This window comes from Maridesulfovibrio sp. (assembly GCF_963676065.1).
Classification (GTDB): Bacteria; Desulfobacterota; Desulfovibrionia; order Desulfovibrionales; family Desulfovibrionaceae; genus Maridesulfovibrio.
Window position 1 is genome coordinate 1,065,571 of sequence record NZ_OY780933.1, and the last position, 24,814, is coordinate 1,090,384.

27 protein-coding genes are annotated in these 24,814 nt (G+C 47.7%); 17 read left to right on the forward strand and 10 right to left on the reverse strand.

Annotation, left to right across the window (positions count from 1 at the left end; all coding sequences use genetic code 11):
* Position 1: 1 nt before the first annotated feature.
* The 7 genes from ACKU35_RS04750 to ACKU35_RS04780 form a co-directional block, all read right to left on the reverse strand.
* Positions 2-1,111, reverse strand: a complete 1,110-nt coding sequence (locus ACKU35_RS04750) for a glycosyltransferase family 4 protein (protein ID WP_319763649.1) — start codon at positions 1,109-1,111, stop codon at positions 2-4.
* Complete coding sequence (gene asnB / locus ACKU35_RS04755; protein ID WP_319763651.1) at positions 1,111-3,075, reverse strand: asparagine synthase (glutamine-hydrolyzing); 1,965 nt, start codon at positions 3,073-3,075, stop codon at positions 1,111-1,113. Before asnB ends, ACKU35_RS04750 begins: the two co-directional genes overlap by 1 nt.
* Positions 3,076-3,273: 198 nt before the next feature.
* Positions 3,274-4,272, reverse strand: a complete 999-nt coding sequence (locus ACKU35_RS04760; RefSeq protein ID WP_319763653.1) for a KpsF/GutQ family sugar-phosphate isomerase — start codon at positions 4,270-4,272, stop codon at positions 3,274-3,276.
* 7 nt (positions 4,273-4,279) lie between these two features.
* Positions 4,280-5,491 (reverse strand): type II secretion system F family protein, encoded by a 1,212-nt coding sequence (locus tag ACKU35_RS04765; RefSeq protein ID WP_319763655.1) that lies wholly within the window; start codon positions 5,489-5,491, stop codon positions 4,280-4,282.
* A 6-nt stretch (positions 5,492-5,497) separates the two neighbouring features.
* The gene (locus tag ACKU35_RS04770) at positions 5,498-6,274 is read right to left on the reverse strand and encodes a type II secretory pathway component PulC-like protein (protein ID WP_319763657.1); all 777 of its coding nucleotides are present in this window, start codon (positions 6,272-6,274) and stop codon (positions 5,498-5,500) included.
* A gap of 12 nt (positions 6,275-6,286) precedes the next feature.
* Positions 6,287-7,201 carry a response regulator gene (locus tag ACKU35_RS04775; RefSeq protein ID WP_319763659.1) on the reverse strand — a complete coding sequence of 305 codons (915 nt, stop codon included), beginning with the start codon at positions 7,199-7,201 and terminating at the stop codon, positions 6,287-6,289.
* Positions 7,201-8,457: an ATP-binding protein gene (locus ACKU35_RS04780; protein WP_319763660.1), complete on the reverse strand. Its 1,257-nt coding sequence runs from the start codon at positions 8,455-8,457 to the stop codon at positions 7,201-7,203. Before ACKU35_RS04780 ends, ACKU35_RS04775 begins: the two co-directional genes overlap by 1 nt.
* A 200-nt stretch (positions 8,458-8,657) precedes the next feature.
* On the opposite strand from ACKU35_RS04780, the gene ACKU35_RS04785 reads away from it, so the two are divergent.
* From ACKU35_RS04785 to ACKU35_RS04830, 10 genes are all read left to right on the forward strand, one after another.
* Positions 8,658-10,022: a WD40 repeat domain-containing protein gene (locus tag ACKU35_RS04785; RefSeq protein ID WP_319763662.1), complete on the forward strand. Its 1,365-nt coding sequence runs from the start codon at positions 8,658-8,660 to the stop codon at positions 10,020-10,022.
* Positions 10,023-10,055: 33 nt separating this feature from the next.
* The gene (gene gspG / locus ACKU35_RS04790; protein ID WP_319763664.1) at positions 10,056-10,517 is read left to right on the forward strand and encodes a type II secretion system major pseudopilin GspG; all 462 of its coding nucleotides are present in this window, start codon (positions 10,056-10,058) and stop codon (positions 10,515-10,517) included.
* A gap of 18 nt (positions 10,518-10,535) precedes the next feature.
* Complete coding sequence (locus tag ACKU35_RS04795) at positions 10,536-10,964, forward strand: prepilin-type N-terminal cleavage/methylation domain-containing protein (RefSeq protein ID WP_319765349.1); 429 nt, start codon at positions 10,536-10,538, stop codon at positions 10,962-10,964.
* A gap of 2 nt (positions 10,965-10,966) precedes the next feature.
* On the forward strand, positions 10,967-11,329 hold the full coding sequence (locus tag ACKU35_RS04800; protein ID WP_319763666.1) for a type II secretion system protein: 363 nt from the start codon (positions 10,967-10,969) through the stop codon (positions 11,327-11,329).
* Complete coding sequence (locus ACKU35_RS04805; protein ID WP_319763668.1) at positions 11,329-11,907, forward strand: prepilin-type N-terminal cleavage/methylation domain-containing protein; 579 nt, start codon at positions 11,329-11,331, stop codon at positions 11,905-11,907. Before ACKU35_RS04800 ends, ACKU35_RS04805 begins: the two co-directional genes overlap by 1 nt.
* Positions 11,894-12,841 carry a type II secretion system protein GspK gene (locus ACKU35_RS04810; RefSeq protein WP_319763670.1) on the forward strand — a complete coding sequence of 316 codons (948 nt, stop codon included), beginning with the start codon at positions 11,894-11,896 and terminating at the stop codon, positions 12,839-12,841. The genes ACKU35_RS04805 and ACKU35_RS04810 overlap by 14 nt, the downstream gene beginning before the upstream one ends.
* Positions 12,842-12,883: 42 nt before the next feature.
* Positions 12,884-13,996 (forward strand): hypothetical protein, encoded by a 1,113-nt coding sequence (locus tag ACKU35_RS04815; RefSeq protein ID WP_319763673.1) that lies wholly within the window; start codon positions 12,884-12,886, stop codon positions 13,994-13,996.
* 14 nt (positions 13,997-14,010) lie between these two features.
* On the forward strand, positions 14,011-14,508 hold the full coding sequence (gene gspM, locus ACKU35_RS04820) for a type II secretion system protein GspM (protein ID WP_319763675.1): 498 nt from the start codon (positions 14,011-14,013) through the stop codon (positions 14,506-14,508).
* Positions 14,509-14,517: 9 nt separating this feature from the next.
* A complete protein-coding gene (locus ACKU35_RS04825) occupies positions 14,518-15,264 on the forward strand; it encodes a hypothetical protein (protein ID WP_319763677.1) in 747 nt (248 codons plus the stop codon).
* An 82-nt stretch (positions 15,265-15,346) separates the two neighbouring features.
* Entirely contained in the window at positions 15,347-15,919 is a 573-nt protein-coding gene (locus tag ACKU35_RS04830; protein ID WP_319763678.1) for a class I SAM-dependent methyltransferase, read from the forward strand.
* A 15-nt stretch (positions 15,920-15,934) separates the two neighbouring features.
* On the opposite strand, the gene ACKU35_RS04835 is transcribed toward ACKU35_RS04830, so the two are convergent.
* Positions 15,935-16,168 (reverse strand): hypothetical protein, encoded by a 234-nt coding sequence (locus tag ACKU35_RS04835; protein ID WP_319763680.1) that lies wholly within the window; start codon positions 16,166-16,168, stop codon positions 15,935-15,937.
* 136 nt (positions 16,169-16,304) lie between these two features.
* Here ACKU35_RS04835 and ACKU35_RS04840 point away from each other — a divergent pair.
* A protein-coding gene (locus tag ACKU35_RS04840; protein ID WP_319759405.1) for an IS3 family transposase occupies positions 16,305-17,539 on the forward strand; the annotation gives its coding sequence in 2 pieces (ribosomal slippage) (positions 16,305-16,659 and positions 16,659-17,539; 1,236 coding nt in all).
* A 107-nt stretch (positions 17,540-17,646) separates the two neighbouring features.
* Here the strand turns inward: ACKU35_RS04840 and ACKU35_RS04845 are convergent.
* Positions 17,647-18,903, reverse strand: a complete 1,257-nt coding sequence (locus ACKU35_RS04845) for a response regulator (RefSeq protein WP_319763682.1) — start codon at positions 18,901-18,903, stop codon at positions 17,647-17,649.
* A 121-nt stretch (positions 18,904-19,024) separates the two neighbouring features.
* Positions 19,025-19,312, reverse strand: coding sequence for a hypothetical protein (locus tag ACKU35_RS04850; protein ID WP_319763684.1), 288 nt, complete (start codon positions 19,310-19,312; stop codon positions 19,025-19,027).
* Between the two features lie 435 nt (positions 19,313-19,747).
* On the opposite strand from ACKU35_RS04850, the gene ACKU35_RS04855 reads away from it, so the two are divergent.
* From ACKU35_RS04855 to ACKU35_RS04880, 6 genes are all read left to right on the forward strand, one after another.
* A complete protein-coding gene (locus tag ACKU35_RS04855) occupies positions 19,748-20,134 on the forward strand; it encodes a MucR family transcriptional regulator (RefSeq protein ID WP_015853443.1) in 387 nt (128 codons plus the stop codon).
* A 171-nt stretch (positions 20,135-20,305) separates the two neighbouring features.
* Positions 20,306-21,136 carry a M15 family metallopeptidase gene (locus ACKU35_RS04860; protein ID WP_319763687.1) on the forward strand — a complete coding sequence of 277 codons (831 nt, stop codon included), beginning with the start codon at positions 20,306-20,308 and terminating at the stop codon, positions 21,134-21,136.
* 154 nt (positions 21,137-21,290) lie between these two features.
* A complete protein-coding gene (gene fliM, locus ACKU35_RS04865) occupies positions 21,291-22,271 on the forward strand; it encodes a flagellar motor switch protein FliM (RefSeq protein WP_319763689.1) in 981 nt (326 codons plus the stop codon).
* Between the two features lie 167 nt (positions 22,272-22,438).
* Positions 22,439-23,194, forward strand: a complete 756-nt coding sequence (locus ACKU35_RS04870) for a glycosyltransferase family 2 protein (RefSeq protein WP_319763691.1) — start codon at positions 22,439-22,441, stop codon at positions 23,192-23,194.
* Entirely contained in the window at positions 23,191-23,622 is a 432-nt protein-coding gene (locus ACKU35_RS04875; protein ID WP_319763692.1) for an FdtA/QdtA family cupin domain-containing protein, read from the forward strand. The genes ACKU35_RS04870 and ACKU35_RS04875 overlap by 4 nt, the downstream gene beginning before the upstream one ends.
* Complete coding sequence (locus ACKU35_RS04880; RefSeq protein WP_319763694.1) at positions 23,600-24,694, forward strand: DegT/DnrJ/EryC1/StrS family aminotransferase; 1,095 nt, start codon at positions 23,600-23,602, stop codon at positions 24,692-24,694. Before ACKU35_RS04875 ends, ACKU35_RS04880 begins: the two co-directional genes overlap by 23 nt.
* The last annotated feature ends 120 nt before the right edge of the window (positions 24,695-24,814 follow it).

Consider the following 24,814-nt stretch of genomic DNA (forward strand, 5'->3'; position numbering starts at 1 on the left):
TTTATAATCCCATGGCTTTCATAATGGTCGCATTGACCTTGTTAACATCAAATTTTTCAGCAATATATTCAAGTGATGCTGTACCCATACGTTGCATGAGGTCCGGCTGGAGAATGAATCTTTCCATTGCCAGTTCCAGAGCTGGAACATCTTGTACCGGAACCATAAATCCGTTTCGTCCTTCGATAACGGTTTCCCGGCATCCAGTGGCATCAGTCGTCACAACCGGCCTCCCGGTTGCCATTGCTTCCAGCACAGAGCGAGGGGTTCCTTCTCTATAAGAAGGTAATACGTAGACAGAGCAATTCTTTAACTCTTCACGAACATCTTCAACCGGACCAATATACTGAACACCATTATCCTGCCAGTTTTCAATCAGGGCGTCACTTAGTGAATCCGGTCCAAGGTCATATGGGCCGACCAACCTGAATTTGGCCTGCGGATATTTCTTTTTCAGATTTACGGATGCGGCGGCAAATTCTCGCACGCCTTTTTCCTTGAGCAGCCTTGAAATGCACAGAAATACCGGTCCACCTTCAGGCACAGGTGAGCTGGTGTAATGGTCAAGATCAACACCTGATCCGTTGGTGACAACAGTCAATTTGTTTTGCGGGATTATGCCAATGTTTTTGAATAATTCTCGGTCATCTGGATTCTGAAACATGACTGAGTTATTGCATGATAGCCCTACCCTATACATGGTTTTTACCAGTTTGAAGAGCAGCCCTCTTTTACCGGATGTCTGCCCGAAGGCATAGCCCAACCCGGTAATCATGGAGTAAATGTTTTTCACCCCGGCCAGCTTGGCCGCTATGGAGCCGTAAATGACAGGCTTGATGGTATATGAAAGTACCGTGTCAGGTTTAATGCGTTTCAGTATTTTTACCAGAGCGAAAAGTGCGGCAAGGTCTTTAAGAGGATTCATGCCTGTTCGCTGGATGGGAGCCTCAATGAATTTGATGCCCATGTCTGCGAGTTTCTGCGGCACGTCTTGGGAGTCAAGCGGTGCTATGCCGTAGACTTCGTGTCCCTCGGAGACCAGAGCTTTGAGCAGTGGGCCGCGAAAGTTGATAAGTGACGGGCTATAGCCGCCGATGACTGCGATTTTCACTACCCAATCTCCCAACACTCACACCAGCTCTGGAACATCAAGATGCTCCAGATTCTGTACTGGTTGTCTTTGATTCCGGCAAGATGTTCGTTCCAGGCCAGCCGTACCTGCCCTGCATTGAAATATCCTTCCCGGTCCAGACGGTCCGGAGCGAGCAGGTCTTCTGCCCATTCGCGTAAGGGGCCGCGCAACCAGCTGTCGATGGGAACTCCAAAACCCATTTTGGGTCGTTCTATCATTTCCTGCGGCACATATTTATACAGAATCTGGCGCAGAATATGTTTTCCCTGTCCTCCTGAAACACGCAGGTGCATCGGCAGCCGTTGAGAAAATTCCACAATCTCATGGTCGAGGAAAGGCGCGCGTGTTTCGAGGCTGATGCCCATTGCCGCCCGGTCAACCTTGGTCAGGATATCATCAGGCATATAGTTGGCCGTATCCATGAACTGCATCCATGAGGTCAGGTTGTCTTGTGGTGGCTGGCGGTTGGAATACTGAAACGGTCCCTTAAATTCACGGGCATTGCGGACAACGGTTTCCGGATTAAGCCAGATAGAAGTAAGGTCACGGTAATATTCAGAGGCAGAACCTGCCCCCATTACATCAGCGAGTTTATGAAGTTTCTGACCGGGCAGGCGCATTTGCAGGCTCGGTGGCAGAAACGGTTCGTACATTTGAAAGACTTTATTCCAGCTATGCGGTGATATGGACGAGATCATTCTCGATCCAATTTTGCGCAGGGGCGCGGGAATATTTGCTAACTTGTGCCACAGGGAGCAGCCTTTGAAATGACGGTTGTAACCGGCGAAAAGTTCATCCCCTCCGTCACCGGAAAGGGCTACGGTCACATGCTCACGGGTCATGCGTGAAACAAGGTGCGTAGGAATCTGTGAGGAATCGGAAAAAGGCTGGTCCCATATCTGCGGAATCTGCGGGATGATGTTAAGTGCATCCTGCGGCGAGACGTACAGCTCTGTGTGTTCGGTTCCGATATGTTTTGCTACTGCCTTTGCATCCTCGGCTTCGTTGTATGCTTCATCATCAAAACCGATGGTGAAGGTCTTAACCGGGGCCAGAGCGCATTGCTGCATCAAGGATACGATAAGTGAAGAATCCACCCCGCCGGAAAGAAAAGCCCCCAGCGGCACATCTGCGATCATTTCCCGCTCGATGACCTTGAGCAGCAGGTCTTCTAAAGTTTCGATTATTGCTTCATCCGGGGCCGTGAAAATCTTATTTTCGGCTTCCCGAGCACAATCAAGCAGTGACCAGTATGGCCGGGGTTCCATCAGTTCGCCATTTTCCCGCAGACAGGTCCATGTGCCGGGCATAAGGCAGAATGTATCTTTGAAGATTGTCCGTGGAGCAGGTACGTAGCAATAGCGCAGGTAGGCGGCTAATGAGTCGCGGTCAACTTCGCGCTTGAAATATTTTTTATAGCCCATGAGCGCTTTAAGCTCAGAGCCGAAGAGGAAGTTCTCGCCCTGTCTGGAGTAGTAGAGCGGTTTCTCGCCCATGCGGTCCCTTGCAAGCAGCAGGCAGTGCTCCCTACGGTCCCAGACGGCGAGAGCGAACATGCCGCTGAAGCGTTTAAGAGCTTCTTCAAAGCCCCATTGCTCAATAGCCTCAAGCATGACCTCGGTATCGGAATGGCCGCGCCAGCCGGGAAATCCCTCGGTCTGTTCCAATTCCGCACGCAGATCACGGTAATTATAGATTTCGCCGTTATAGACAGTAACGTAGCGGCCGGATCTGGAGTGCATGGGCTGCACACCTTCTTCGGTCAGGTCGATGATGGCGAGGCGGCGGTGGTCAAGACCAACGCCCCATTCAGGATCAGACCATTGATCGGAACCGTCAGGGCCGCGTAAATTCTGGGCGTCACCCATCTTACGGGCAATGCGTTCCAGACGGCTCGCGTCTGAGGAACGGCTGAGATCAATAAAACCTGCGATTCCACACATCTTGTATGCCTCCGGCGGCTCTCCGAAAGCCATAGAAACTTTTTTCAAAAAGATTCTATGGACTCTTCAAAAACTTTTACTATGGCTTCGCCGCGATTAATTCAAAAAAAACTATTGTAACTATACCCAACCTCACAAGCAGCCGTATAAAAACTAATAAAAGTTTTTGGGGTTGGCCCCGGCAGAGCCACCGAAGGCTTAGCTCCGTGTGTTGTCAGCGAACTTAAGGCGACCTTTGCCCAGCAGATCGTGCAGATGAATCATACCTGAGAGGGTGCCTTCTTCATCTACAACGGGCAACACGGTTATTTCTTTGGATTCCATGATGTCGAGAGCCTGCGCTGCGGACATTTCCGGGGTGATGCGTAGCGGGTTTTCTATCATAACTTCACGGGCAGGAATTTCGCTACTGAAATTTCCGGAACAGACCAGCCTGCGCACATCGCCATCGGTGATGACACCGGAGAGTCTGTTGCCGTCGAGCAGGGCAACAAGTCCGAGGCCGCCTTTATCGAGTACTGTAAGTGCCTCGGAAAGTGCGGTGTTCTGAGGGGCGGCGGGGATGTTGTCCGTGTGCATCAGTTCGCTGATACACAGGGTCAGCCTGCGGCCCAGAGACCCGCCGGGATGAAATTTTTTGAAATCATGACTGTCAAAACCCTTGTGATCCATCAGGCATACCGCCAGCGCGTCGCCCATAGCCAGTGCTGCGGTGGTTGATGATGTCGGTGCCAGTCCGTGGGAGCAGGCTTCGCATGGGACCTTGGTCTTTATGACGATATCTGAGAGGCGACCCATGGTCGATTCCATATCCGAGGTGATGGAAATGATTTTGGTGCCGAAGGAGCGGATAGCCGGGAGCAGTGCGTTCAGCTCGTCGGTTTCCCCGCTGTTGGAAATGGAAATGACCACATCTTCGGCCCGGACCATACCGAGATCGCCGTGAGCTCCTTCAACCGGATGCAGAAAGAAGGAAGGGGTTCCGGTGGATGACATGGTGGCGGCTATCTTGCGGCCCACTAAGCCTGATTTTCCCAGTCCGGTAATGATCACCCTGCCTTTGCATGCGGAGAGCATCTCCGCAGCCTTAGCAAAGTTAAGGTCAAGTGATTCGCGTATTGAGGCAAGTCCTTTCTCTTCAATTTTAAAGACTTCCTTGCCTCGTTTTATGAAGTCGGAAAGTTGTTTCTCGGTCATTTGTTACCTATTTTACGAGCGAGGTGAGGTTGAATATCGGTCCCATGATGGCGACGACAATAAAAGCGATGAGCATACCGATGAAAAGCAGCAGCATGGGTTCGGCCAAAGCGACAACGCGTTTCATGAAGTTATCAACGTCTCTTTCAAAGATGGTGCCCATGCGTTGCAGGAATTTTCCGAGTTCCCCGGATTTTTGGCCTGCGGTGAGAGTCAGGATGTAGATATCCGGATAAATTTTCTGCTCCGCAAGTACGGAACTTAAAGATCTACCGGTGGCGACTTCTTCACGGGCTTCGCTCATTTTCTTTTTGAAAAATGTGGATTTAACAGCGTTGGCGGAGCTTTCCATGCCTTGCACAAGGGGGATTCCCGCATCGATCTGGAATCCAAGTATACCGGAAAAACGGGCCAGTGTTGATTTCTGGACCAACGGTAGTTTCCATAACAGTTCGTCCACCTTTTCCCGGAATTTAGGCACGGACTTATAAGCGCTGACCAGTGCGAAAACTATACACAGGGGGATAAGCAGCGCCATGGGTCCCAGTCCTTCAAGTGTATTGCCAACCGCGACAACTATTTTGGTGGATGTGGGAAGTTCACCCTTGGCGGCTTTAAATACAACGGTAATCTTGGGCAGAACTTCGGAAAGCAGGAAATAAACCGCGCCCATACCTATCATCAGGATGACTACCGGATAGACCATGGCGGTCATGAGTCGTCCGCTGACTTCAGCGCGTTCTTCTTCATATTTGGCGATATTTTCAAGTACATCGCCCAGCTTACCAACTGATTCCGCTACCTGTACCATTCCCACGTAGACCTGCGGAAAAATTTTGGGGTACTTGGCAAGGCAGGATGAAAAGCTTTCCCCGGACTGGACCGCATCGCGTATCTCCATCCATGTGTGACTGGCTCTGCCGCCGGTCATACGGGCCATCATGTCCAGAGACTGGGCCAGCGCGGTTCCGCTTTGCAGCAGGATACCGAGATAGTAGAATGATTCACCCAGTCTTATTTTGCCTCCCATGGACATGGAAGCCGCCAGACTCTGGGTAGAACTTTTTTCTTTTTGATTGGATTTGACCTTTTCCAGACGCAGGGGCATGAGTCCCTTGCTCTGCAAAGTAGCAAAAGCCCGGGATTGGGAGGAAGCTTCAACAAATCCTTTTTTCTTTTTACCTTCGGCTGTGACGGCTCTATATTGATAGGTGGGCATACAGTCCTACTTGAGTTCTACAATGAGCGAGAGCATCTGCCCTTTGCGCTCAACATCCATGGCAATGGCCGCAGCACCGCCCAGTGATCCGTAAATCTGGAGCAGCTTGGTCGGACCGGTGATCATCTCACCGTTAATGCGCATGAGAACATCCCCGTTTTCCAGACCGAGCTTTTTGAGCATGGAATTGGTCTTGATGTTAGTGATGCGGAATCCCTGAGTCTTGCCGCCCTTGCTGTTAGGTTTGAAGAGGGCCTGCTTGAGGAACGCGTTGGGATCGTCCAGAATCTGCTTGGCTTCGGTTTTGTCGACGGTAATCTTGTTGGTTTTGCCGCGTACAAGTTTCAGGCTTTGAACCTGATCCCACATGGCAACTTTTTTTTCTTCGCGTCCGTATTTCCAGATGACATACTGAGGCTTGATCTCGGCAAGAGTCCAACCCTCGTGCTCATCACCTTCGCGCAGGATGACGGTTTCGTTTTTTATTCTGAATACGGCCATGTCCGTATCACCGGTCAGGATGCCCACAAGCATCCATGTGGCCGGAGTTACGGTGGTTTTTTTCTGTATCTCAGCCGGGTTATCAAGACTGAGGATATTTTTACCAAGGATTATTTTGGAGTCTTTTTCTATCTCAGTAGTAACATCCGTAGAAAAAGATTGGCCGAGAATGGGCGCAGTGGGCTTGGGCAGTGGTATAAATGACGACACAAGATAAGCTGTGGCCAGCCCGAAGGTCAGCGGCCATAGCCATGCCGGAAATTTGGTGGCTTTAAGCTCCATTAAAAGTATATCCTATTTTTCTTCAATTTCAGCGTAAGAATGGTAGTTGTTTTTAATCCACTTGTCCATACCCTTGGTGTCGTGGTAAATGTCCAATCTTAATAGCCTTTTTCTGACGCTTTTAGCCGAGCTGTAATAAAAGAGCCTTACCTTTCGGGAAAGGCGGGCACTGAAGACATTCTGGGTGCCTTTAACCTTATGTATATTCATGCCCGGTGTTCCTGTATCCTGTACATCAAAGCGGATCAGGGTTTCGATGACCTTTTTAAACAGTTTGAACTGCGTGGAGTATACTTTTTCAAGGTCGGCAATAAAGCTGGGCATGGCTTCGCTTCTGGTCAGCAATGATTCAAGGATTTCAGTGACCCTTTCAAATCCTTTTCCGGCTCCGACGCTTTTTTCGGTTTTGCTCTGTTCTTCAAGGCGTCGTTGCTCGTCCTGCAGCTGTTCCACCTCTTCTTCCAGTAACTGGTGGTAACCTTTGACTTCTTTCATCTCAGCCATGAGGATATTGACCTGCTCTGCTGTCTTTTTACTTTTGCCCAGATAGAAGTGAAGCATGCGCAGCAGGTGGTCTTCCGTGACCGGCTTGGGGATGAAATAGGTGAATACATCGGATTGGGCTTCGTCTGTGGCCTCGGCGTCCATTCCGGTTAACAGGACAACCGGGATGTACGGATATTCCTCACGTATATAGGGCAGGATATCCACGCCACTGAGTCCTGAACCTTCAAAATGGACATCCAGCAGGATCACGTCCGGTTCTTCCTCTGATTCCTTGAGAAAGGCCAGAAAGGACACCGGATCATAGAAAGATTCATGCTTTTCAAGAATTCCCGCGTCCCGGAGGATGGAAACTGTGTATTCATGCAAACGCGGGTCGTCGTCTGCCAATACGAAGAATAAAGGATCCTGTTCCGGGGTCATTATTTATCTCCTGTTGCTGGAATAGCCCCTGCGGGGCCGAATGTTCCGAGAGGAATGAGTATGGTTACTTCAAGTCCTCTGGAACCCAGATTTTCTGTGTTCCTGGCTGAAATGTCAAAACCCATGTTATCGCCGAAAAATTTTACGAATACGGTTCCCTGTCCCATGGCTTTGCCTTTGCGCTTGGCCGAAGGCACGGCTCTTTTAAAAAGATCTTGCAGCCTGTCATCGGGAACCCCGCCGCCGGTATCGGTTATCCTGATCCGAGCATAGTTCCCCTTTACGTCGGCGAGTATGGACAGGCGCGGTTTGAAGGTTTTAAACTCTTCACTGCCTTGGCGGAGCAGTTCAATCTGGTGCAGCTCCATGGCGGTCTGGCTGTTCCTGATCAGGTTAAGAAGAATTTCCCATGTTTTATATCTGTCAACAAGGATTTCTTCGTCCCTGTCCATCCATTTCTTAAAATCAAAGTTGAGGTCCAGCCTTTTGCGGGAATGCTGTTTATCGTTTTCAATGCTATCTGTAAGTTTTACCGCCAGTTCGTCAAGTCCTATAAGCTGCGGCTTAAAGGAAAGTCGCTTTTCCAGATCGCGCAGATGCTCGACAATGCTCTCCTCAAAAGGGGTCACAATCTGATGGTATAATTCACGCTCTTTAACTTTGGGCAGGTCGTTGACTATGGTGTGAATCTGGGATTTCCATGAATTCTGGAGCACCATAAGCTCATCTTTTACCATGTTGGCCTGCGTTATCATGTCGTCGGTAAGTTTTTCCGTGGCGACCATGAGCTCTAGTTGCCTGCGTTTCTGGCGCTCATCGCGGATGGATTTTTCTCTTTCAAGTTTTTCCCTGTCCGCAGGTGATTTTCTTTTCGTCATGATGAACATAAAGATAATGGCCACCACATAAAGGGTCATAAAAGAGCGGCTCAGGAATAGTTTGGAAGAAAAGTTCCCGGTCATGTACAGCAGGCGCGAAAAGATAAAGGCAAAGAATATATTAAAAAAGCCAACATAAGTCATAGTCTCCCGGCCACCGAGCCTCCATGAAAAATACAGGCTGGAGACAACAAGGAAAATGCAGAAAATATAGTGTCTGGCAACGCTTTCGGCCATGAAGTCGAAAAGAACATAAGCCAGTATATAAAATGTCGCGAGCAACGGAAGCCGCCAGCTTACAGCCTTCAGGCGTGAATTGTTTCCTGATCCGCTATAGCCGGCCAGGTAATCCAGAAATTTTTTATATATTTTTTTCATATGATTTTGCATTGGGATTGGTTGTTGTACTTTCGGCCTGTTGTGCCGTAATCCAGAGGGATGGGCAAGGGCTGTTTTGGGTTAGGGCTTGACTTTTATACGCTCTGCTTTAACACAACACTTTTGGAAAGTGTGATTGAATAAGTTCCAAACGGGTTTAAGCTGTTTCAAAAATTTCTTTTCTGAAAAATGAAGGAATCATGAATACAAAATCAATCGTTCTGGCTTTGACAGCCATAATAATTATAGTCTCCGGTTGCGCAAAACAACCTTCCCCGGCAACGGATGAGCCTGCGCTTATTACCGATGAAAGCCTCGATGTTTCGAAGCTCGTGGGGCAAAAACCCTTGAGCCTTGCCGGGTTTGTGGAGTATTCCGCTTCTCAGCAGTACTCTTCTTTGGACAGTATATATAACCGTCCGCCGGAGGATCTGTCCGGGAATTATTTTGTGCGTTTGAGCAAAAGCAATGAGATTGTCAATCTTGCAGAAAATGTAACTACATTTGTGCAGAATGGAAATATCCTTGCGTCCGGATTCAAAAATGGAGTTGTCCGCATGTATGGCGGGCGTGGATGCACGGCAGTGCAGGCTGCGGCAAAGCCAGTTAATGCCGTTTCGTGGTTTTCCGGTTCAAACCTGCTGGCTGTCTCGTCCGGTACAAATAAGGTTGTTGAGGTTTTTGATGTTAATCAGTGCGCAAGGGTGCGGGTTCATGATGTGAACAGCACTGTGGATATGTTTTCTCTTTCTCCCCGGGGCAGTTGGCTCGCGTTGATTGATAAAGCCCGCAGGCTTTGGGTTGGACCGGCGACTGGAAAATTGCGCAAGATTGATCGCTTCCCCTATCAGCCTCTTTCGCTGAGTTTCTCCAATGAAGAAGGTATCCTCATGGGGGTTGATGCCACCGGCAAGATGGTCATGTGGAGCCCGCTCAAGTTGACTCGTATCTTTGATCAGAAAATAAAAGGCGGACCTTTCAAGTCCGCGCATGCGGACGGTCCCCGGCTAAATATCGTCACTGAAAAGGATGAACGTTTTCAGTGGGATGTCAGTAGCCGGAGCAAGGCGCCTTATCATGAACAGGAGTATGGTTTTTTTCTTAAAAATGGAGTGCTGTTCTACCTGTCCCCCCGGAAAACATTTTCCAAGAAAGTTTTTTTCAAGCCTGTTTCACTCAGTGTAGAGCGTTCTCCTTCCGGGAAAGCCTACCGGGTCAAGGATATAGATGGGGAGTTTCGGTTTTACTCATCGATTAGCGGCAATTCCCTAAATGAAAGTCCTGATTTGGCCGATTGGGAAAAAGTTAAGCTTGGCCGCAATTATTCCTTTTCCGAACGAGGAAGAGAGTTCTCGCTTGCTGTACCCATCGCTCAGCGTGAATTTCAGAGGTTGTATTGCAGGTATATACCAAGTAAAGGGTATTATCTTTGGTGGGAAAAGATGCTCCGCCCTGATGATTATTTTAGGTTTCGGGGTAAGCTGCCTCGCCGTGTAGGGATAGCGGCTGAATCTCCTCTTGACTGGGAGCCGCTGGAAAGGGACAAATCTGATATCAGGGATTGATCTCTGGATATGTTTTAATAAGTAGAGGAAATTATGCAGAAAAAAAGAATTCGTATTGCAGATCTCAAAAATGGCCAGCGCGGTTTCAGTCTTATCGAGCTGATGATCGTGATTGTTATTCTCGGCTTGCTTGCTTCCATGCTGGTGCCCAAAATCATGGACCGCCCCAACGAAGCAAGGGTTACCAAAGCCAAGATGGATATGAAAGCCCTTGATTCAGCCCTGAAGCTGTACAAGCTTGATACTGGTCGCTATCCGACTACCGAACAGGGATTGCAGGCTTTGATCACTAAACCGGATACACGCCCCGTACCCCGCAACTATCGTAAAGGCGGTTATCTGGATGCAACAACCGCTCCTGTAGATCCCTGGGGTTACGATTATATTTACAGAAGCCCGGGTGAAAATGACCGGCCATATGAGCTGATTTCGCTTGGCGCCGACGGTATGGAAGGCGGTGAGGATTATGACGCTGACATCAAGAGTTGGGAATAAGCTGATTCTTTGAATCTTATGAAAATGCACTCTTCCCGTCTTTTTTTGGGCGGATTTACCTTTATAGAACTACTTATTGTTCTGTTTATAGTGGGCATGGGCTGGTTTACGCTCATGCCCAATCTTGATCTTGCCGGAAGCCGGGGAGACGACAGTATCAGCGAGGTGAATGCCCTTATTTACGAGGCTAGGGCCAAGGCTGTAGAGAGTGATTCCCGGCAGGTTGTGTATATTGATTTCAAGAATGGATTAGTCAAATGGAATGAAGAGGAAGCAACCCTTCCTTCCAAAGTTTCCAGCGGTCATTTGAATGAAGAGCCTCTCGGTGATGACGGGGTGGAATTTACTATCTATCCTGAAGGTTTCAGTGATGAAGTTCGTCTGGTTTTTTCAGACGGCATGACTGTTGTGCTGGACCCTCTTGCCGTGCGCTTCGGGGAGATGTGATTGTGTCCCGGAAGAATGGTTTTTCCCTGATAGAGATCATCGTGGCTCTGGTTATTGCCGCGACCCTGTCCATGAGTTTTCTCGGTGTGCAGCGTCAGAGCGCACTTCTGGCCCAGTCCGCCAAGGACTCGTGGAATGTGCTGAATCTTTCACAGGATGTTTTGGCCCATAAGTATCCGGAAAAAATGAATGTGCTTTCCGCTGGATGGATTTCCTGGCCCGGGCCTCCCGCCGGAAGTTTCAGGGTCGAACTGGAGACAGTTTCTTCAACGGGCAAAGGGTATTATCATCTGGAAACCAAAAGTGATAGCTATAGTCTTCTCTGGAAAATATACCGCGTTTCACATAGAAAGAAGCTTAATTAATGATATCTTTTCAGCGTCATCATAGTCCTCCTGAATGTCAGGGTGGATTCTCACTTATCGAAGTTCTTATCGGGCTGGTCCTGTCCGGGCTGCTGATGAGTATGGTCGCCATGGTGCTGGGACAGTCGATAACCAATAATGAAGTTGTCCGTTCCAGTTCCGGACTTTCTGCGCGGATGTTTACGCTGCGTCGTATCCTGCATCGCGATTTACAGAATATCCTTCCCGGAACCTCTGTTAGCGGAGATGGAACCTCTCTAACAATTGCGACTAACAACTGTATTTTTAAACCCGGGGTCGGTACTGTTACCGTAACCTGGGATTTTTCATCCAGTATGATCAGGCGTAAAGAAATTTCAGACGCATTTGAATTTGAGAATTCATATTTTTTGATGCGTGGGCTTGATTCGTGGACTGTAGAGTTTTTAGACGGCAAAAATGATGTATGGAATTCAGCCCGTCAGCAGACGGGGCGGGGGCTTACAGGCGGACTCACTAAAGCCCTGCGTATGAAAATGAGATTTGATGACGGTCAGGATGTGACGATTGTCGAGAGGATTCCGTATGCCACGGAGTAATCATGATAAAAGGTCCCGCGGAGTGGTGCTGGTCATTGTGCTGGTACTGTTTATGGCTCTGTCCGGCCTGACTCTGATGACTATCGAGGTCAGTTCCCGGGGGGCAGTGGAGGCCAGTCGGGTCCGCAATGAGTATGAGGCAGGGTTCAAAGCCGAAGAAGCCTTGTACGTGGCTTACGATCTGTTAAGGGATGATGATACCCCGTTTTCTGATACGCAACGTGAAAATTGGGCCGGAAAATGGGAAGATGATGGTCTTGTCATAGAAATTACACCTTGTAACAGCAAAATTGATATTAATAGACTTATCGATTCCGGGAACAGGCAAAGAGTTCTTAATGTTCTGTCCAATATCCTTCCCCGTGGTTCTGATGTGAAAACCATGGCCGGAAGCCTTGCAATCTGGGCAGGTAAGAGCGTTGATTCCAAGCTGAAAAAAATGGATTCTTTTTTTTATGCTTCTCAGTTTCCGTCTTATTCTCCTCGTAGCGGTAAGCTTGAAATTCCCGAAGAAATCCTCCTGATCCGGGGATGGCAGGATTTAGGCCGGCAGTGGGTGGATGAAAATTTAACTGTCTGGGGATCTGCTAAACTGAATATTAATTTTGTTTCTCGTGAAATTCTGCTGGCCTACTATCCTGATTTGGGCAAAAATGTTGATAGAATCATGCACTGGCGCAGAACAAGGGGATTTACCGATATCAGTCAGGTTTTATCTGTCGCCGGATTGAATTCTGACTCCAGTCTGTATAAGGAAATGCTGAACGAGCTCGGAGTTAAAACGAATTCTTTTGAGGCCAGGGTTACCGCCACAGTGGGCGATTGCACGGTGGTTAAGAGGTATATTATTTCCCGGAGCAGCGCGCTTGAAGTCGGTGAGCCAACGCTGAAATTCCAGAATGATATTTCCGTAACCTTTGCTGAAGATCAGTAAATGGACAAACTTATCGCTAAAAGGTATAGGACAAAGCCATAGATGGCCTTTAAAAAAATTGTATATATACTTTCATTCAAGGGAAATGAACATCAGTGGATGATGTTTGACGGCAAGAACCTTACCGACTCGGAGGGGCCTGCTGAAAAGAACAGGCATCCGGTTGTTGCCCTATTGCCTGATCCCCTTTTTTTCTTTTTCAAGCCCCGCGGAGTCATCAAGCCCCGTCACGCCAAGTCTGCCACCATGATGCAGATGAGCTATTCTTTTCCTGTACAGGAGGAGGAATTCAGGGTGCTGCGACCTTCCGGCGTGGCTGTGCTCGGCTATACCAGACATGATCTGCTGAACCGTTTCCTCGATCGGCACCGCGAAGTTCTTGCTAAAGCTACTGTTTTGACTTCTGAATTTGTTGTCTGCTGGAGAGCGGCGGTGGCTGAAGGACTTTCCGTATGGAGCTGGAAAGGGCAAGGGGTTCGCATTCTGGCCGGTGGGGATGATCTGACGTATTTCCGCGGCTCTGATACAGAATTTACAAACAGGCTCAATCGGCTCGGCCTTGATGGTGAACCAGAACAAATTGGACTTGAAAAAGCCTGTCTGGTGCTCACGAAGAAGAAGGTTCGCTGGGCGAGACTGACTCTGGTAGGTGGAATCCGTGCAGGTGCCGACAAGTCCATAACTATCGATTACAAGCCGTATGCGGTAGCCGCTGTTCTGATTTCCATTCTCGGATTATTCTTCATCGCGGGACAGTTTCATCGCATGCAGCATGCCCAGGAGCAGGCAACCCTTTGGCGCGGTAAACTCAAGGAAGTCTATGTAAGCGCTCTCGGTCCTAATCACGGTTCCGATCCTTACGGTAAAATTTTATATAAGCTGGATCAGCTCAAAAGCGGTGGGAGCAGCGGCGGGATCGATGTGCTCGGGCTGTTGGCCGTACTTAGCGAAAGCGCTCCTGTGGGTATAGAAATCGAGGGATTCTCCCTTGGTGCCGATTCCGGTAATATCCGCGGTAAAGTCGGCAGCTATGCTGAGCTGGATGCCATGATGGAAAAGCTGACCGCAAATAGTGAATTTAATTTTGTTCTGGAACAGGCAAATAATATTGATGGCGGAATCGGTATCAGCCTACGTGCAGAGTACAACCGCTAACCTCGGGTAATGTAATGGATCTGGAAAGATTTTACATATGGCAGGATTGGCCTGCGGAAAGGCAGAAATTGTTCTTCACCGCGCTTGTTGCCGGCTGGGCCTTGATCCTTTTTATGGTTTGGTCCGGTCTCGCCGAATCCCAGTCCAAGGCTGAACGGATAATGCTTTCCAGTAAGCAGAAGTACGCCAAGGTTGTCCCTCTTGTGGAGCAGCTGAAGGCCGGAGAAGCTTCTGTGGGCGCGCTGGTTGATCGTGAGCCTATGATTGCTGCTCAGCAGGTAATCCGAGATCTCGGCCTGGACGGCAGATTGACCTCTCTCCGCCCCTTACAGTCCGGTGCTGATGCAGGGCAGGGAGTACAGGTTCTGCTTGAATCTTTGAACCTGCCTGAACTGATCGCACTGCTTCGCGATTTCAAAGTGCGTGGCGCCTTGAAGGTTTCAAGTTTCAATATAAACCACAGGCTGGACTCCCCTGAGTTGGCTGATGTGCAGATCATTCTTGTCAGGTAGGTCCATCGGATGAAGTTTATTCCAAAAATTTCCTTTAAATTCTCCTTCAAAAAAGTTGTGGGGAGTTTTTTCCTTTTTCTGGCCGGACTGATTCTCGGCGCGTTTCTGTTCATGCCTTGGGAAGTAGCATGGTCACAGGCTTTTAAACTTGCTGATGCCAAGATCTCCAAAGCCACTATCCAGTGGGGAGATTTTGTCGATGCCGGTCCTCTTTCGTTTGAAGTTACCAACGTTAATGTGACTACAAACAAAGGTCTTACCGTCACCGTGCCGCAACTGGGGGTCTCCCTCGGACTATCCCCGCTTGTTGAAGTTCGGGTTAAGACCGGGCCTACTCTTACCGCACGACTTTTCAGGACCAAATCCCTGACCCTCGGAGGCGGAGTAGATCTGGCCCATTTGGTTCGTATGGACGGTCTGGGTGGTAAGGTGCGCATCACCGCCGATGTCGGTTTTCCTGAGTGGGGTGCTCCTCCGCATACGGGAAGTCTTGTCGTCCGTTCTGATGCGGTCGAGATTCCAGGGGGTATGGTCGCTGAAGATGTAGATGTTAACGCTGTGCTTGCCGGGAAACAGTTTCAGCTGAATTCATTCAGTTGCGGACAGCCTATTCCTGTTACCGCCAAGGGTAACGCCGTGCTGGACTGGAAGAGATTACCTAATTCTTCCTACACGATCAGCGGAACTACGACTTTCGGCTCGACCGAACGCCAATTTTCCAAGTCCGGCAAGCTGAGCAAGTATTTAAATTTTTAGTTTTACCGCGTGATTTTAGGGGCATGTTCGGTTACCCTTTACTATGAATAAACCGTAATTTTTCTGTGCGGGTGAAAAGCTGATGATTTCAAATAATATTCTTTCCTTTGCCAAGTCCGTACTATGTGAACTGCTTGAGCCGGGATGTATAGCAATTGATGCTACAGTCGGTAACGGTTATGACACTGTTTTTCTTTCTGAGACAGCAGGGGCGGACGGGCATGTCTTCGGATTCGATATTCAGGAAGAAGCGGTTAAGCAGACCGAGCAGCGCCTTAATGAAGAGTGCCGGCCGCAAAACTGGACTATCTTTCATTCCGGGCATGAAAATATGCTCGAACTCATTCCCGCTGAATTTCACGGACGGATTGATGTAGTCATGTTTAACCTCGGTTTTCTGCCGGGCAGTGACAAGACGGTCATAACCAAATCCGCGACCACTCTTGTAGCCATTGAGGCTTCCCTTGGTCTTCTTACCAGAGGTGGGCTGCTTTGCGTTGCTATCTACGCCGGACATCCCGGCGGTGATGAAGAAGATAGGGCGGTGCGGGAATATTGCACCGCGCTTGATTACCATGCCTACCGGGTAATTCAGAGTGAGATGATCAACAAACCCGGCTATCCCATCAGAATGCTTTTTGTAACAAAGCTCTAAGGCTTATCAGCTGGCTTACTTATTGATCTTTGTCCCGGAATAGGTGAACGCTTTTTTGTCCATGGTCCAGTATGTTCCACGGTCGATGCCAAAGGATTTACCACAGGGACAGTAGACTTTGCCGTTGCGTTCTTCGGCATTCCATATTTTTTTGATCCTGTCCTTATGGCAGCGGTGAACTTCACCTTGACCTATCTTGTAATATTTCCATAGCTTGCGTCTGCAAGCAGAGCATTTGAGTACGAGCATTCTGAAAGCATAACGGATGGAATATTTCCCGTAAACCCATATAAAAGACGGAAAAAGCCTGCAATTGAGCTATTGCAGGCTTTTTGTATAGATATGTCCCGTCCTGAAATAGGTTTACACCCAAAGGACCTATTTTATGAAAAAGGAAGAAAGTCAAAGAGTAAGGCGAAGTCAGCGCGATTACACAATGGGCTTTAAATTAGCGGTTGTTGCGATGGTAGAAGAAGGCGAAATGACCTACAAGCAAGCCCAAAAGACATACGGGATTCAAGGCCGCAGCACTGTTTTAGTCTGGCTGAGAAAGCACGGAACCCTTGACTGGAGCAAACCTATGGTACATCTGAAAAGAATGCCAAAATCTAAAGAGACTCCAGCACAAAAGATCAAGCGTCTTGAAAAAGAGCTTCAGGAAGAGAAGATCAAAACTATGCTTCTCAACGAAATGATTGATATTTCTGACAGAGAACTGGGTACTTCCATAAGAAAAAAACTTACCCCCGAGCTGCACGAGGTCTTCAGGAAACAAAGCAAATAAGTTTATCTGCTTGCTGTAGACAGCTCGGGGTGAGTCGGCAATCGATATATCAGGCTGAAAAACGCCATAAGGTACGGGAAAAACAGTTCCAAGAAGTAAAGAAACTTGTTTTGAGTCTGCGGGCCAGAATGCCTCGGCTGGGAACGCGTAAGCTTTATTTTTTATTGCGTGAGAAATTTGTAGCTCGTGGAATCAAGCTTGGACGGGATGCCTTTTTCGCATTATTGCGCAGAGAGCATTTACTGATAAAAACAAGAAAAAATTACACAAAAACTACAAATTCAAAGCATTGGCTCAAAAAACATCCTAATTTATTGAAGGAGTTTAAGCCTCAGTATTCAGAAGAAGTCTTTGTTAGTGATATAACTTACGTAAAAACGTTAAATAAAACATACTATCTATCACTAATTACAGACTCTTTTAGCAGAAAAATTGTAGGTCACAATTTGAGTTCTGATCTTAGTGCCGAAGGGACCGCTAAAGCTTTAGATATGGCTATCAAAAACCGAAAAACGCGAAACAAAACAATCCACCATTCAGATCGTGGATTGCAGTACGCATCGTCCATTTATCAAAACAAGCTCAAGAAAGCCGAAATGGTCCCATCTATGACAGATGGGTATGATTGTTACCAAAATGCGTTAGCTGAACGTATAAATGGAATTTTAAAACAAGAATTTTTGGTGTTTAAATGCACTAGTTTTGATGAGTTAAATTCACTCGTAAAAGAGTCTATTGAAATATATAATTCTGAACGTCCTCATCTTAGTTTGAAAATGAAAACACCGAACCAAATACATAAACAGGGCTGTGGGGGTACCCCCACAGCCCTGTAGTAAACCAATTAACCGTCAATCTATTTTAGGACGGCTCAATACAGCAATGCGTTAGGGCGAAGTCTTGAAGAAAATCACCGGACTCATGGAGATACTGCCGGTATGAATTAAATAAAACTGAAGCCGTTAACCCCCTTGGCTTGAAGTCCTTTTAAACCCATTGCCGCTCTGGAGAGTAAGGTGTCAATGTCGGTTCCTTCCCCTTTGCTGAGAGTAAAAGAGGCGCTGACCATAAATCTGTCCGGTCCGGAAATAATTTCTGTGCTCGCAAGGGCGGCTTTGACTGAACTGAGATCGCGTTTAAGAGCTTCGAGGTCATCAGCTAGAATAAAAAAACCGTAATCACTACGCGCGATTATCTCCCAGCCAAATGAGTGCTGATCCAGCAACGAGGATGCTTTTTTTAAGGCCGCGAATCCTCCGGCCCAGCCGAATTTTGAATTTATCTCCAGTATATTATCAACATTGAATGCTGCAAGAACCGGTTCATTGCCCGTCTTCATGCCTTCTTTAAGTAGAAGTTGTCCTTTCTCGATAAAAACACCGAGATTATAAAAGCCGGTAAGGGGGTCCCTGCTGTAAGCATCCTTGATGGAGCGAACCCGCTCAAGTTCGTTCAGATTATTGGTCACCCTCCAGGAAAATTCCTCCACCTCAAAGGGCTTCTTGAGAAAATCATTCGCTCCACGTTTGAGGAATTTCGCGGTGATAGCTCCGGAATCATGAGCGGATACTCCGAGAATGGCAAGCTGGTCTCTACTATGGGTTTTGCGTATTTCGCTGACCAATTCAAAACCGTCCAGATTCGGCATTTCGTAATCTGTGAGCAGCAGCTTCACATCCGGGTTGGCTTTGATCAATTCAAGGGCTTCGGCTCCGTCTTTTCCGGGAAGAACAGTAAAATTGAGGCGTTCAAGGAGATTCTGCATGATCTTGCGGGCTGTGGAGTTATCTTCGGCAATGACAACCTTGATTTCATGGTTGGAGTAGATGCGGCGGATCAGATCCACCATTTCCTCAAGATCCTGCCTGCTGGATTTATTGAAATAGTCCAGCACATTTTTTTCTATAAAGCGATTACGTATTTCTTCATCGAAAGTGGAGGTCAGAATTATACAGGGAACTTTGCGGGCAAGGACATAATCTACAGCCTCGCCGTCCGGAGCCCCTTTGATGTTAAGGTTCATGACCGCTATAAAAACATCATTGCCGGCGTCTTCAAGCCTGCTCTCAAGGGCATCCATGGAATTAACGACGATGGTATCAAATGGAGTGATGGATTCAATGTGTTCTGTAATAATTCTTGCTTGAGTGTTGCTGTTTTCCACTACAAGCACTGTATTTTTATTTGTCTGACCGGACATGCCGCCTCCTTTTAATTTTGACTAAGCTTACCAAGTATTGGCAAGATACACTTTGGGAAAAGATTAAGGCAAGCCAAATGATTGCGAGTACGTTATAATCTCTGAAAATAACGTGACATGATCAGTTCTCGATGAGGGGAGAGGAATAAGTCTCTATGATTTCCTCAGTATCAATACGCTCGGCGGGCGTTTCGCTGCTGCGGGAAACAGCCTCATCTTCTTTACGCTTCTGTGCCAGATGCTCATCCAGAGCCTGTGTGGCGTTTCGCGGTTTCTGAGATTCCTGATATTCATTCACATTGGCTCCCACCACCGCAACTCCAAGTATAGTAGCTGCACCCCAGATACATCCGGTACAGGGCAGGGAAAAAATAAGAATGCATAGGGCTAAAGTCCGTATTCTCAGCAAAATAAACCTTAACTTCCATCGGCGGACGGGCCGCCGGGCCAATGTTTCAGCTACTACAGCTGTATAATTTTTGTAAGCTGGTACATGAAGTACACCTCAAACACTGATACCGCAAATTCTCAGAAACCACGGACGCAGAACCTTATATTATAATTATACGTTATTCTGTGGCAGAGTGAATTATAAGTGTGCATTTAGAAATAATAATCAGTGTTTATTTCGTTTTTCGAAATTTAAATGTTTTAAATATACTTTCACACTGTAAAATTGGAATATAGACATAAAAAAAGAACTGACATTTATGCATAATTCACTATTTGGCAAAAATATCTGTAAAATTATGTTTAATGTATTTGACAGTTACTACAATCTACTTTATCCATAATTCTTCCAACTACAAGTTAGTGAAAAAATAATCCTGAAAGGAGATTCCAAGTGGAAGATTATTTAAAAGAGGCTTTGGAAATAGTCAAAGCACAGGCAAGCGTAAGAACCATGAGTGAAGAGGAAATGACTTCCATGGTGCGCAAATTGTCTGCCGGCATTCAGGCCATTGCTGAAAATGCCCTCCCTGCACAGGAAGAAGCTCCTGCATGTGAGCCTAAAAAATCCATCAAGGAAAAATCCATTGTCTGCTGTGAATGTGGTAAATCATTTAAGATCATCACCAAGAAGCATCTGGCTTCCCACGGGCTGACTCCTGATGAATACCGTGAAAAATACGGCCTCAAGAAGAAAACTCCTCTGGTCTGCAAATCCCTGCAGCGTGAGCGTCGTAAAAAAATGAAGGAAATGAAACTCTGGACTAAACGCGGTAAATAGAGTTTTTCCAATACATTTTCGTCGGTAAGCGCGGCAAGCCTTTAGGCTTGTCGCGCTTTGCCATATTTAATCCGCTGCAACATCGCCCCAGTCCCTTTCCACCGCTTGGAATCTGTTTTATAGAAAGAAAAAAACCGATGTATTAAACTTGATCCTGACCGGTATGTTCCCATGAATAGAAGAATATTCCTGAAATCTATTTTCCAAATTTCCGCAACCGCATGGCTTTGCGGGGTATCGGATTTTGCCGGGGCACAGGAAGCGGCCCGCAGGGTGGAAGAAAAAGATCTCAAGGATTATCTGCACCGGATGGAAAATTTCGACATCCCCCAGCCCGGTGATATAGTGCTCGATAAAAAAGAACTAGCGCTGCTCGGATCTTCTCTGAGCAGGTTGCGCCGGGTGCAGCGGACAGTCGGGTTCGGCAACTTTTGTGTTCTCGGTTTTGACGATATGCTGAAGTTGGCGCGCAATTATTCAACCATCGGCAGATTTACAAAACAAGAGCTCGATTTTCTGGACCGTACATTTCACTTTGATGCCCATGACTATGGTTTTTTGGGTGAGAAGCCTGTTGGAAAGATGACCGCATCCATCCCCCGCAAAGAATTGATAAAGGTTCCGGGTACCGGAAATTTTCTCTACCGGGGCGAACCGTATAAAAAATATTTTGAAATACGCAAGGTTCTCGGTCGAAAGGTTTATCTCACTTCCGGGGTGCGTTCAGTGGTCAAACAGTTTATACTTTTCCTTGCCAAAGCCGCTTCAAACGGCGGAAATCTTTCGCTGGCTTCGCGATCTCTGGCCCCTCCCGGATATTCATATCATGGCGTCGGGGATTTTGATGTGGGTGAGAAGGGTCTGGGAGCAGCAAATTTCAGTGCTCTGTTCGCCAAAACCTGCACCTGCTCCAAGTTGCGTGAGCACGGCTACCTGCAATTGCGCTACCCTGAGAATAATCTGCTTGGTGTGCGTTTTGAACCTTGGCATATAAAGGTATAGCTGTGGCGTGACTGCCGTGCAGCTAAAGTTTTTTAATTTTTAAGACGATACAGCGGACACATACCGGCTTATTCGTTTACTTTGCGCTTAAAAATGGATAATTGTGGTATATTAATGGGTCACATGAACGATAAATGAGACGGGTTTAATCAGCATGAGTAAAATTCTGCAGCAGGATGAGGTCGACGCTCTATTAAGGGGCCTTTCCGGTGGAGAGGTTGAAGCGGAGCAGGACATACCGGACGATGATTCCGGTGTTGTCTCTTTTGACCTTGCCAATCAGGACCGTATTATCCGCGGTCGTATGCCCGTACTCGAAATCGTCAATGACCGTTTCGCGCGTCTGGCCACAAACAACCTTGCCAATACCATGCGCAAAAGGGTGGACATAAATCCTATTTCCATCGATATGTCCAAATTTGGGGACTTTATGCGTTCCCTGCCTGTGCCGACCTCGCTTTCAATTTTCAAGATGGACCCTCTGCGCGGCAACGCCATCCTTGTTGTCGACTCCCGTCTCGTTTTCGCACTGGTGGAAAGTTTTTTCGGTGGTTCCGGTTCGCAGCCAAAGGTTGAGGGTCGTGACTTCACTCCCATCGAGCAGGCCATAGTTGACCGAGTGGTCAAGATCGCCCTGTCCAACCTTGAGGATTCATGGCGTCCGGTACACGAGGTCCATCTCGAATTGGTCCGGTCTGAGGTCAACCCGCAGTTTGCGGCTATTGTTCCGCCCTCGGATGTTGTCGTGGTGATTACCTTTGAGGTTGAACTGGAAAACGCTATCGGTTCGCTCATCGTGTGTCTGCCGTACTCCACTCTTGAGCCTATCCGTTCTAAACTGCATGCATCATTCCAGTCCGAGCGCCTGGAAATCGACCACGTATGGGTTAGCCGTTTTAAGGAAAGACTGATGGAAACACCGGTGGAACTGCTGGTCCGCCTCGGGCAGACCAAGATTTCCGGTCGTCAGCTTCTTAATCTTGAAGAGGGCGATCTCCTGCTGCTCGATACGGACGAAGAAGACCTGCTTGAATGTGAAGTGGGCGGAGTTCTGAAGTACCTCGGATCACCCGGACGGGTTAAGGCCAACCGCGCCTTCCAGATCTCTCAGGCCATTGAGCCTAAAATGACTTAGTGGACATCTCAAAAAGATTTTTCTTCCCTGCTTTAACCTGATTATACCTTAAATTCTTAATTTAAGATTGCGTAACCCCGAACTTTCTTGACTAGCGCCGTTGGCCTGCCTACAATTCATAAGCTGGCCTGATGCATTTTTTTATTCTCTGAAAATAAAAGGCGCAAATGAATCAAATTACTGGATTGGTGCTCACATATAATGGCGAAAGGCTGCTCGATGAATGCCTGCAGAGTCTTTCTTTCTGCGATGAAATTCTTATTGTCGATTCCGGGTCAACGGATTCCACTCCCGATATCGGACGAAAATACAATGCCCGCATAGTCCATAACGATTGGAACGGGGCCATCGAACAGCATAAATTTGCCCTGACGCAGATTTCCACCCCGTGGGTGGTCACAATTGATCAGGACGAAATAATTTCCGCGGAACTGCAAAAATCAATAGTAGAAAAGCTGCGCAATCCAGATAACGTGGACGGGTACTACTGCCCACGCCGATCATGGTATCTGGATCGGTTCATCATGCACAGCGGCTGGTATCCTGATAAACTTTTCCGTATATTTAAACGGGACGGGATTACTATCGGAGGTATCAGGCCCCATGAAGAGCTGCGTCCCAAGCGCAAAGCCGGGGAAGTGACCGGTGATATCATCCACTACCCGTATGAAAATTTTTTCCAGCATCTTGATAAGATAAACATCTATACGCAGGATGCCGCTGAAGATCTCTATTCACGAGGTAAACGCAGCTCACTGTGGGCGGCACTGGGTCATGGGGTTGGTAAGTTTTTCAAACAGTATATACTCAAGGCCGGATTCCGGGACGGAAGAGCCGGTTTAATAGTCGCCATGCACGGTTTTTTCTATACTTTTCAAAAGTATATCCGGCTGGTTGAATTGGAAATGAAGGACAGGAAATGATCAAAGAAGATAAACCTCAGATTATCGAACTGCCCAAGATTCTTGATAATAGGGGCAACCTTACTTTTATTGAAAACAGCCGTCATATTCCTTTTGATATCAAAAGGGTGTACTATCTATATGACGTTCCCGGTGGAGAGAGCCGCGGAGGCCACGCTCACAAAAAGCTCAGGCAGTACATTATCGCCGCTTCAGGCAGCTTTGATGTGATTCTGGATGACGGCAAAAACAAGACAAAATTTTCTCTGAACAGGTCATATTACGGGCTTTATATTCCGACCATGACCTGGCGTGAACTTGAAAACTTTTCTTCCGGTTCAGTGTGTCTGGTGCTGGCCTCGGAATATTATGATCCGGGTGACTACTACTATACCTATGATGAATTTTTAAAGGCGGTAAAAGAAAATGAAGCAAATCAGATTTCTTGATGTTGGCTGGACCTATCAGGCTTTGGCTCCGAAAATGGATGCCGCTTCTAAACGTGTCCTTGAATCAGGATGGTTTATTCACGGTGATGAAGTAAAAGCTTTTGAGCATGAATTCGGCCATTATACCGGGGCAGCACACTGCATCGGATGCGGTAACGGACTGGAAGCCATTGAGTTGGCCCTGCGCGCTGCGGAGGTCGGTCATGGTGATGATGTTCTGGTGCCGTCCAATACCTTTATCGCCACATGGCTGGCGGTCACCCGTACTGGAGCTAATATCATCCCGGTAGAGCCTGTGGAAGGCACCTATAATATGGACCCGGCCAAGCTCGATGCAGCTTTGACCCCTAAGACAAAGGCAATTATTCCGGTTCACCTTTACGGACAGCCGGCAGATATGGACCCGATCATGGAATTTGCTGAAAAGCATTCTCTGTTTGTCGTTACCGACGCAGCGCAGGCGCACGGCGCTGTTTACAAGGGCCGTATGTGCGGTACCCTGGGCCATGCTGCCGCTTTCAGTTTTTATCCCGGTAAAAATCTTGGAGCGTTCGGTGACGGCGGAGCCGTAACCACCATGGATGCAAATATTGCCGAAAAAGTGCGCAAGCTTGCCAATTATGGTTCAACTGAAAAGTACATCCATGAATGCAAAGGATTCAACAGCCGTTTAGATGAGTTGCAGGCCGCTTTTCTGCGCGTAAAGCTGGATAAGCTGGACAACTGGAACTGGACCCGCAAAGAAATTGCCGGGATCTATCTTGAAGGGCTCAAGGATACACCGCTGGTGCTTCCGGTGGTTTCCGAAGGCGTGCAGTCCGTCTGGCATCTTTTCGTTGTCCGCTGCAAAGACCGTGACGGGCTGATCGAGCATCTCACTGAAAACAAGATTGAGGCGGCCATCCATTATCCTATCCCCCCGCACAAACAGGGGGCGTACAAAGAAATGGCGAATCTTTCCCTGCCGATCAGCGAGGCTATTCATCGTGAAGTGCTTTCCCTGCCCATAGGGCCGCATATGACCGGTGAAGAAGCTAAACGAGTTGTCGAAGCTGTTAAAAAATTCTTTTAGGAACTGGAAGCTATCGAACCTGTTTACAGGGCTGTCAGCTAAATAAAATTAAAAGACCGCAGTATCATGATACTGCGGTCTTTCTGTTTGAAAATTATGTTTTGCAACCGGCTGCGAAAC

Coding starts and splice junctions, on each gene's coding strand:
- asnB (WP_319763651.1), bottom strand. CDS start 3,075: ATGTGTGGAATCGCAGGTTTTATTGATCTCAGCCGTTCCTCAGACGCG.
- ACKU35_RS04760 (WP_319763653.1), bottom strand. CDS start 4,272: ATGACCGAGAAACAACTTTCCGACTTCATAAAACGAGGCAAGGAAGTC.
- ACKU35_RS04765 (WP_319763655.1), bottom strand. CDS start 5,491: ATGCCCACCTATCAATATAGAGCCGTCACAGCCGAAGGTAAAAAGAAA.
- ACKU35_RS04770 (WP_319763657.1), bottom strand. CDS start 6,274: ATGGAGCTTAAAGCCACCAAATTTCCGGCATGGCTATGGCCGCTGACC.
- ACKU35_RS04775 (WP_319763659.1), bottom strand. CDS start 7,201: ATGACCCCGGAACAGGATCCTTTATTCTTCGTATTGGCAGACGACGAC.
- ACKU35_RS04780 (WP_319763660.1), bottom strand. CDS start 8,457: ATGAAAAAAATATATAAAAAATTTCTGGATTACCTGGCCGGCTATAGC.
- ACKU35_RS04785 (WP_319763662.1), top strand. CDS start 8,658: ATGAATACAAAATCAATCGTTCTGGCTTTGACAGCCATAATAATTATA.
- gspG (WP_319763664.1), top strand. CDS start 10,056: ATGCAGAAAAAAAGAATTCGTATTGCAGATCTCAAAAATGGCCAGCGC.
- ACKU35_RS04795 (WP_319765349.1), top strand. CDS start 10,536: ATGAAAATGCACTCTTCCCGTCTTTTTTTGGGCGGATTTACCTTTATA.
- ACKU35_RS04805 (WP_319763668.1), top strand. CDS start 11,329: ATGATATCTTTTCAGCGTCATCATAGTCCTCCTGAATGTCAGGGTGGA.
- ACKU35_RS04810 (WP_319763670.1), top strand. CDS start 11,894: ATGCCACGGAGTAATCATGATAAAAGGTCCCGCGGAGTGGTGCTGGTC.
- ACKU35_RS04815 (WP_319763673.1), top strand. CDS start 12,884: ATGGCCTTTAAAAAAATTGTATATATACTTTCATTCAAGGGAAATGAA.
- gspM (WP_319763675.1), top strand. CDS start 14,011: ATGGATCTGGAAAGATTTTACATATGGCAGGATTGGCCTGCGGAAAGG.
- ACKU35_RS04825 (WP_319763677.1), top strand. CDS start 14,518: ATGAAGTTTATTCCAAAAATTTCCTTTAAATTCTCCTTCAAAAAAGTT.
- ACKU35_RS04830 (WP_319763678.1), top strand. CDS start 15,347: ATGATTTCAAATAATATTCTTTCCTTTGCCAAGTCCGTACTATGTGAA.
- ACKU35_RS04835 (WP_319763680.1), bottom strand. CDS start 16,168: ATGCTCGTACTCAAATGCTCTGCTTGCAGACGCAAGCTATGGAAATAT.
- ACKU35_RS04845 (WP_319763682.1), bottom strand. CDS start 18,903: ATGTCCGGTCAGACAAATAAAAATACAGTGCTTGTAGTGGAAAACAGC.
- ACKU35_RS04860 (WP_319763687.1), top strand. CDS start 20,306: ATGAATAGAAGAATATTCCTGAAATCTATTTTCCAAATTTCCGCAACC.
- fliM (WP_319763689.1), top strand. CDS start 21,291: ATGAGTAAAATTCTGCAGCAGGATGAGGTCGACGCTCTATTAAGGGGC.
- ACKU35_RS04870 (WP_319763691.1), top strand. CDS start 22,439: ATGAATCAAATTACTGGATTGGTGCTCACATATAATGGCGAAAGGCTG.
- ACKU35_RS04875 (WP_319763692.1), top strand. CDS start 23,191: ATGATCAAAGAAGATAAACCTCAGATTATCGAACTGCCCAAGATTCTT.
- ACKU35_RS04880 (WP_319763694.1), top strand. CDS start 23,600: ATGAAGCAAATCAGATTTCTTGATGTTGGCTGGACCTATCAGGCTTTG.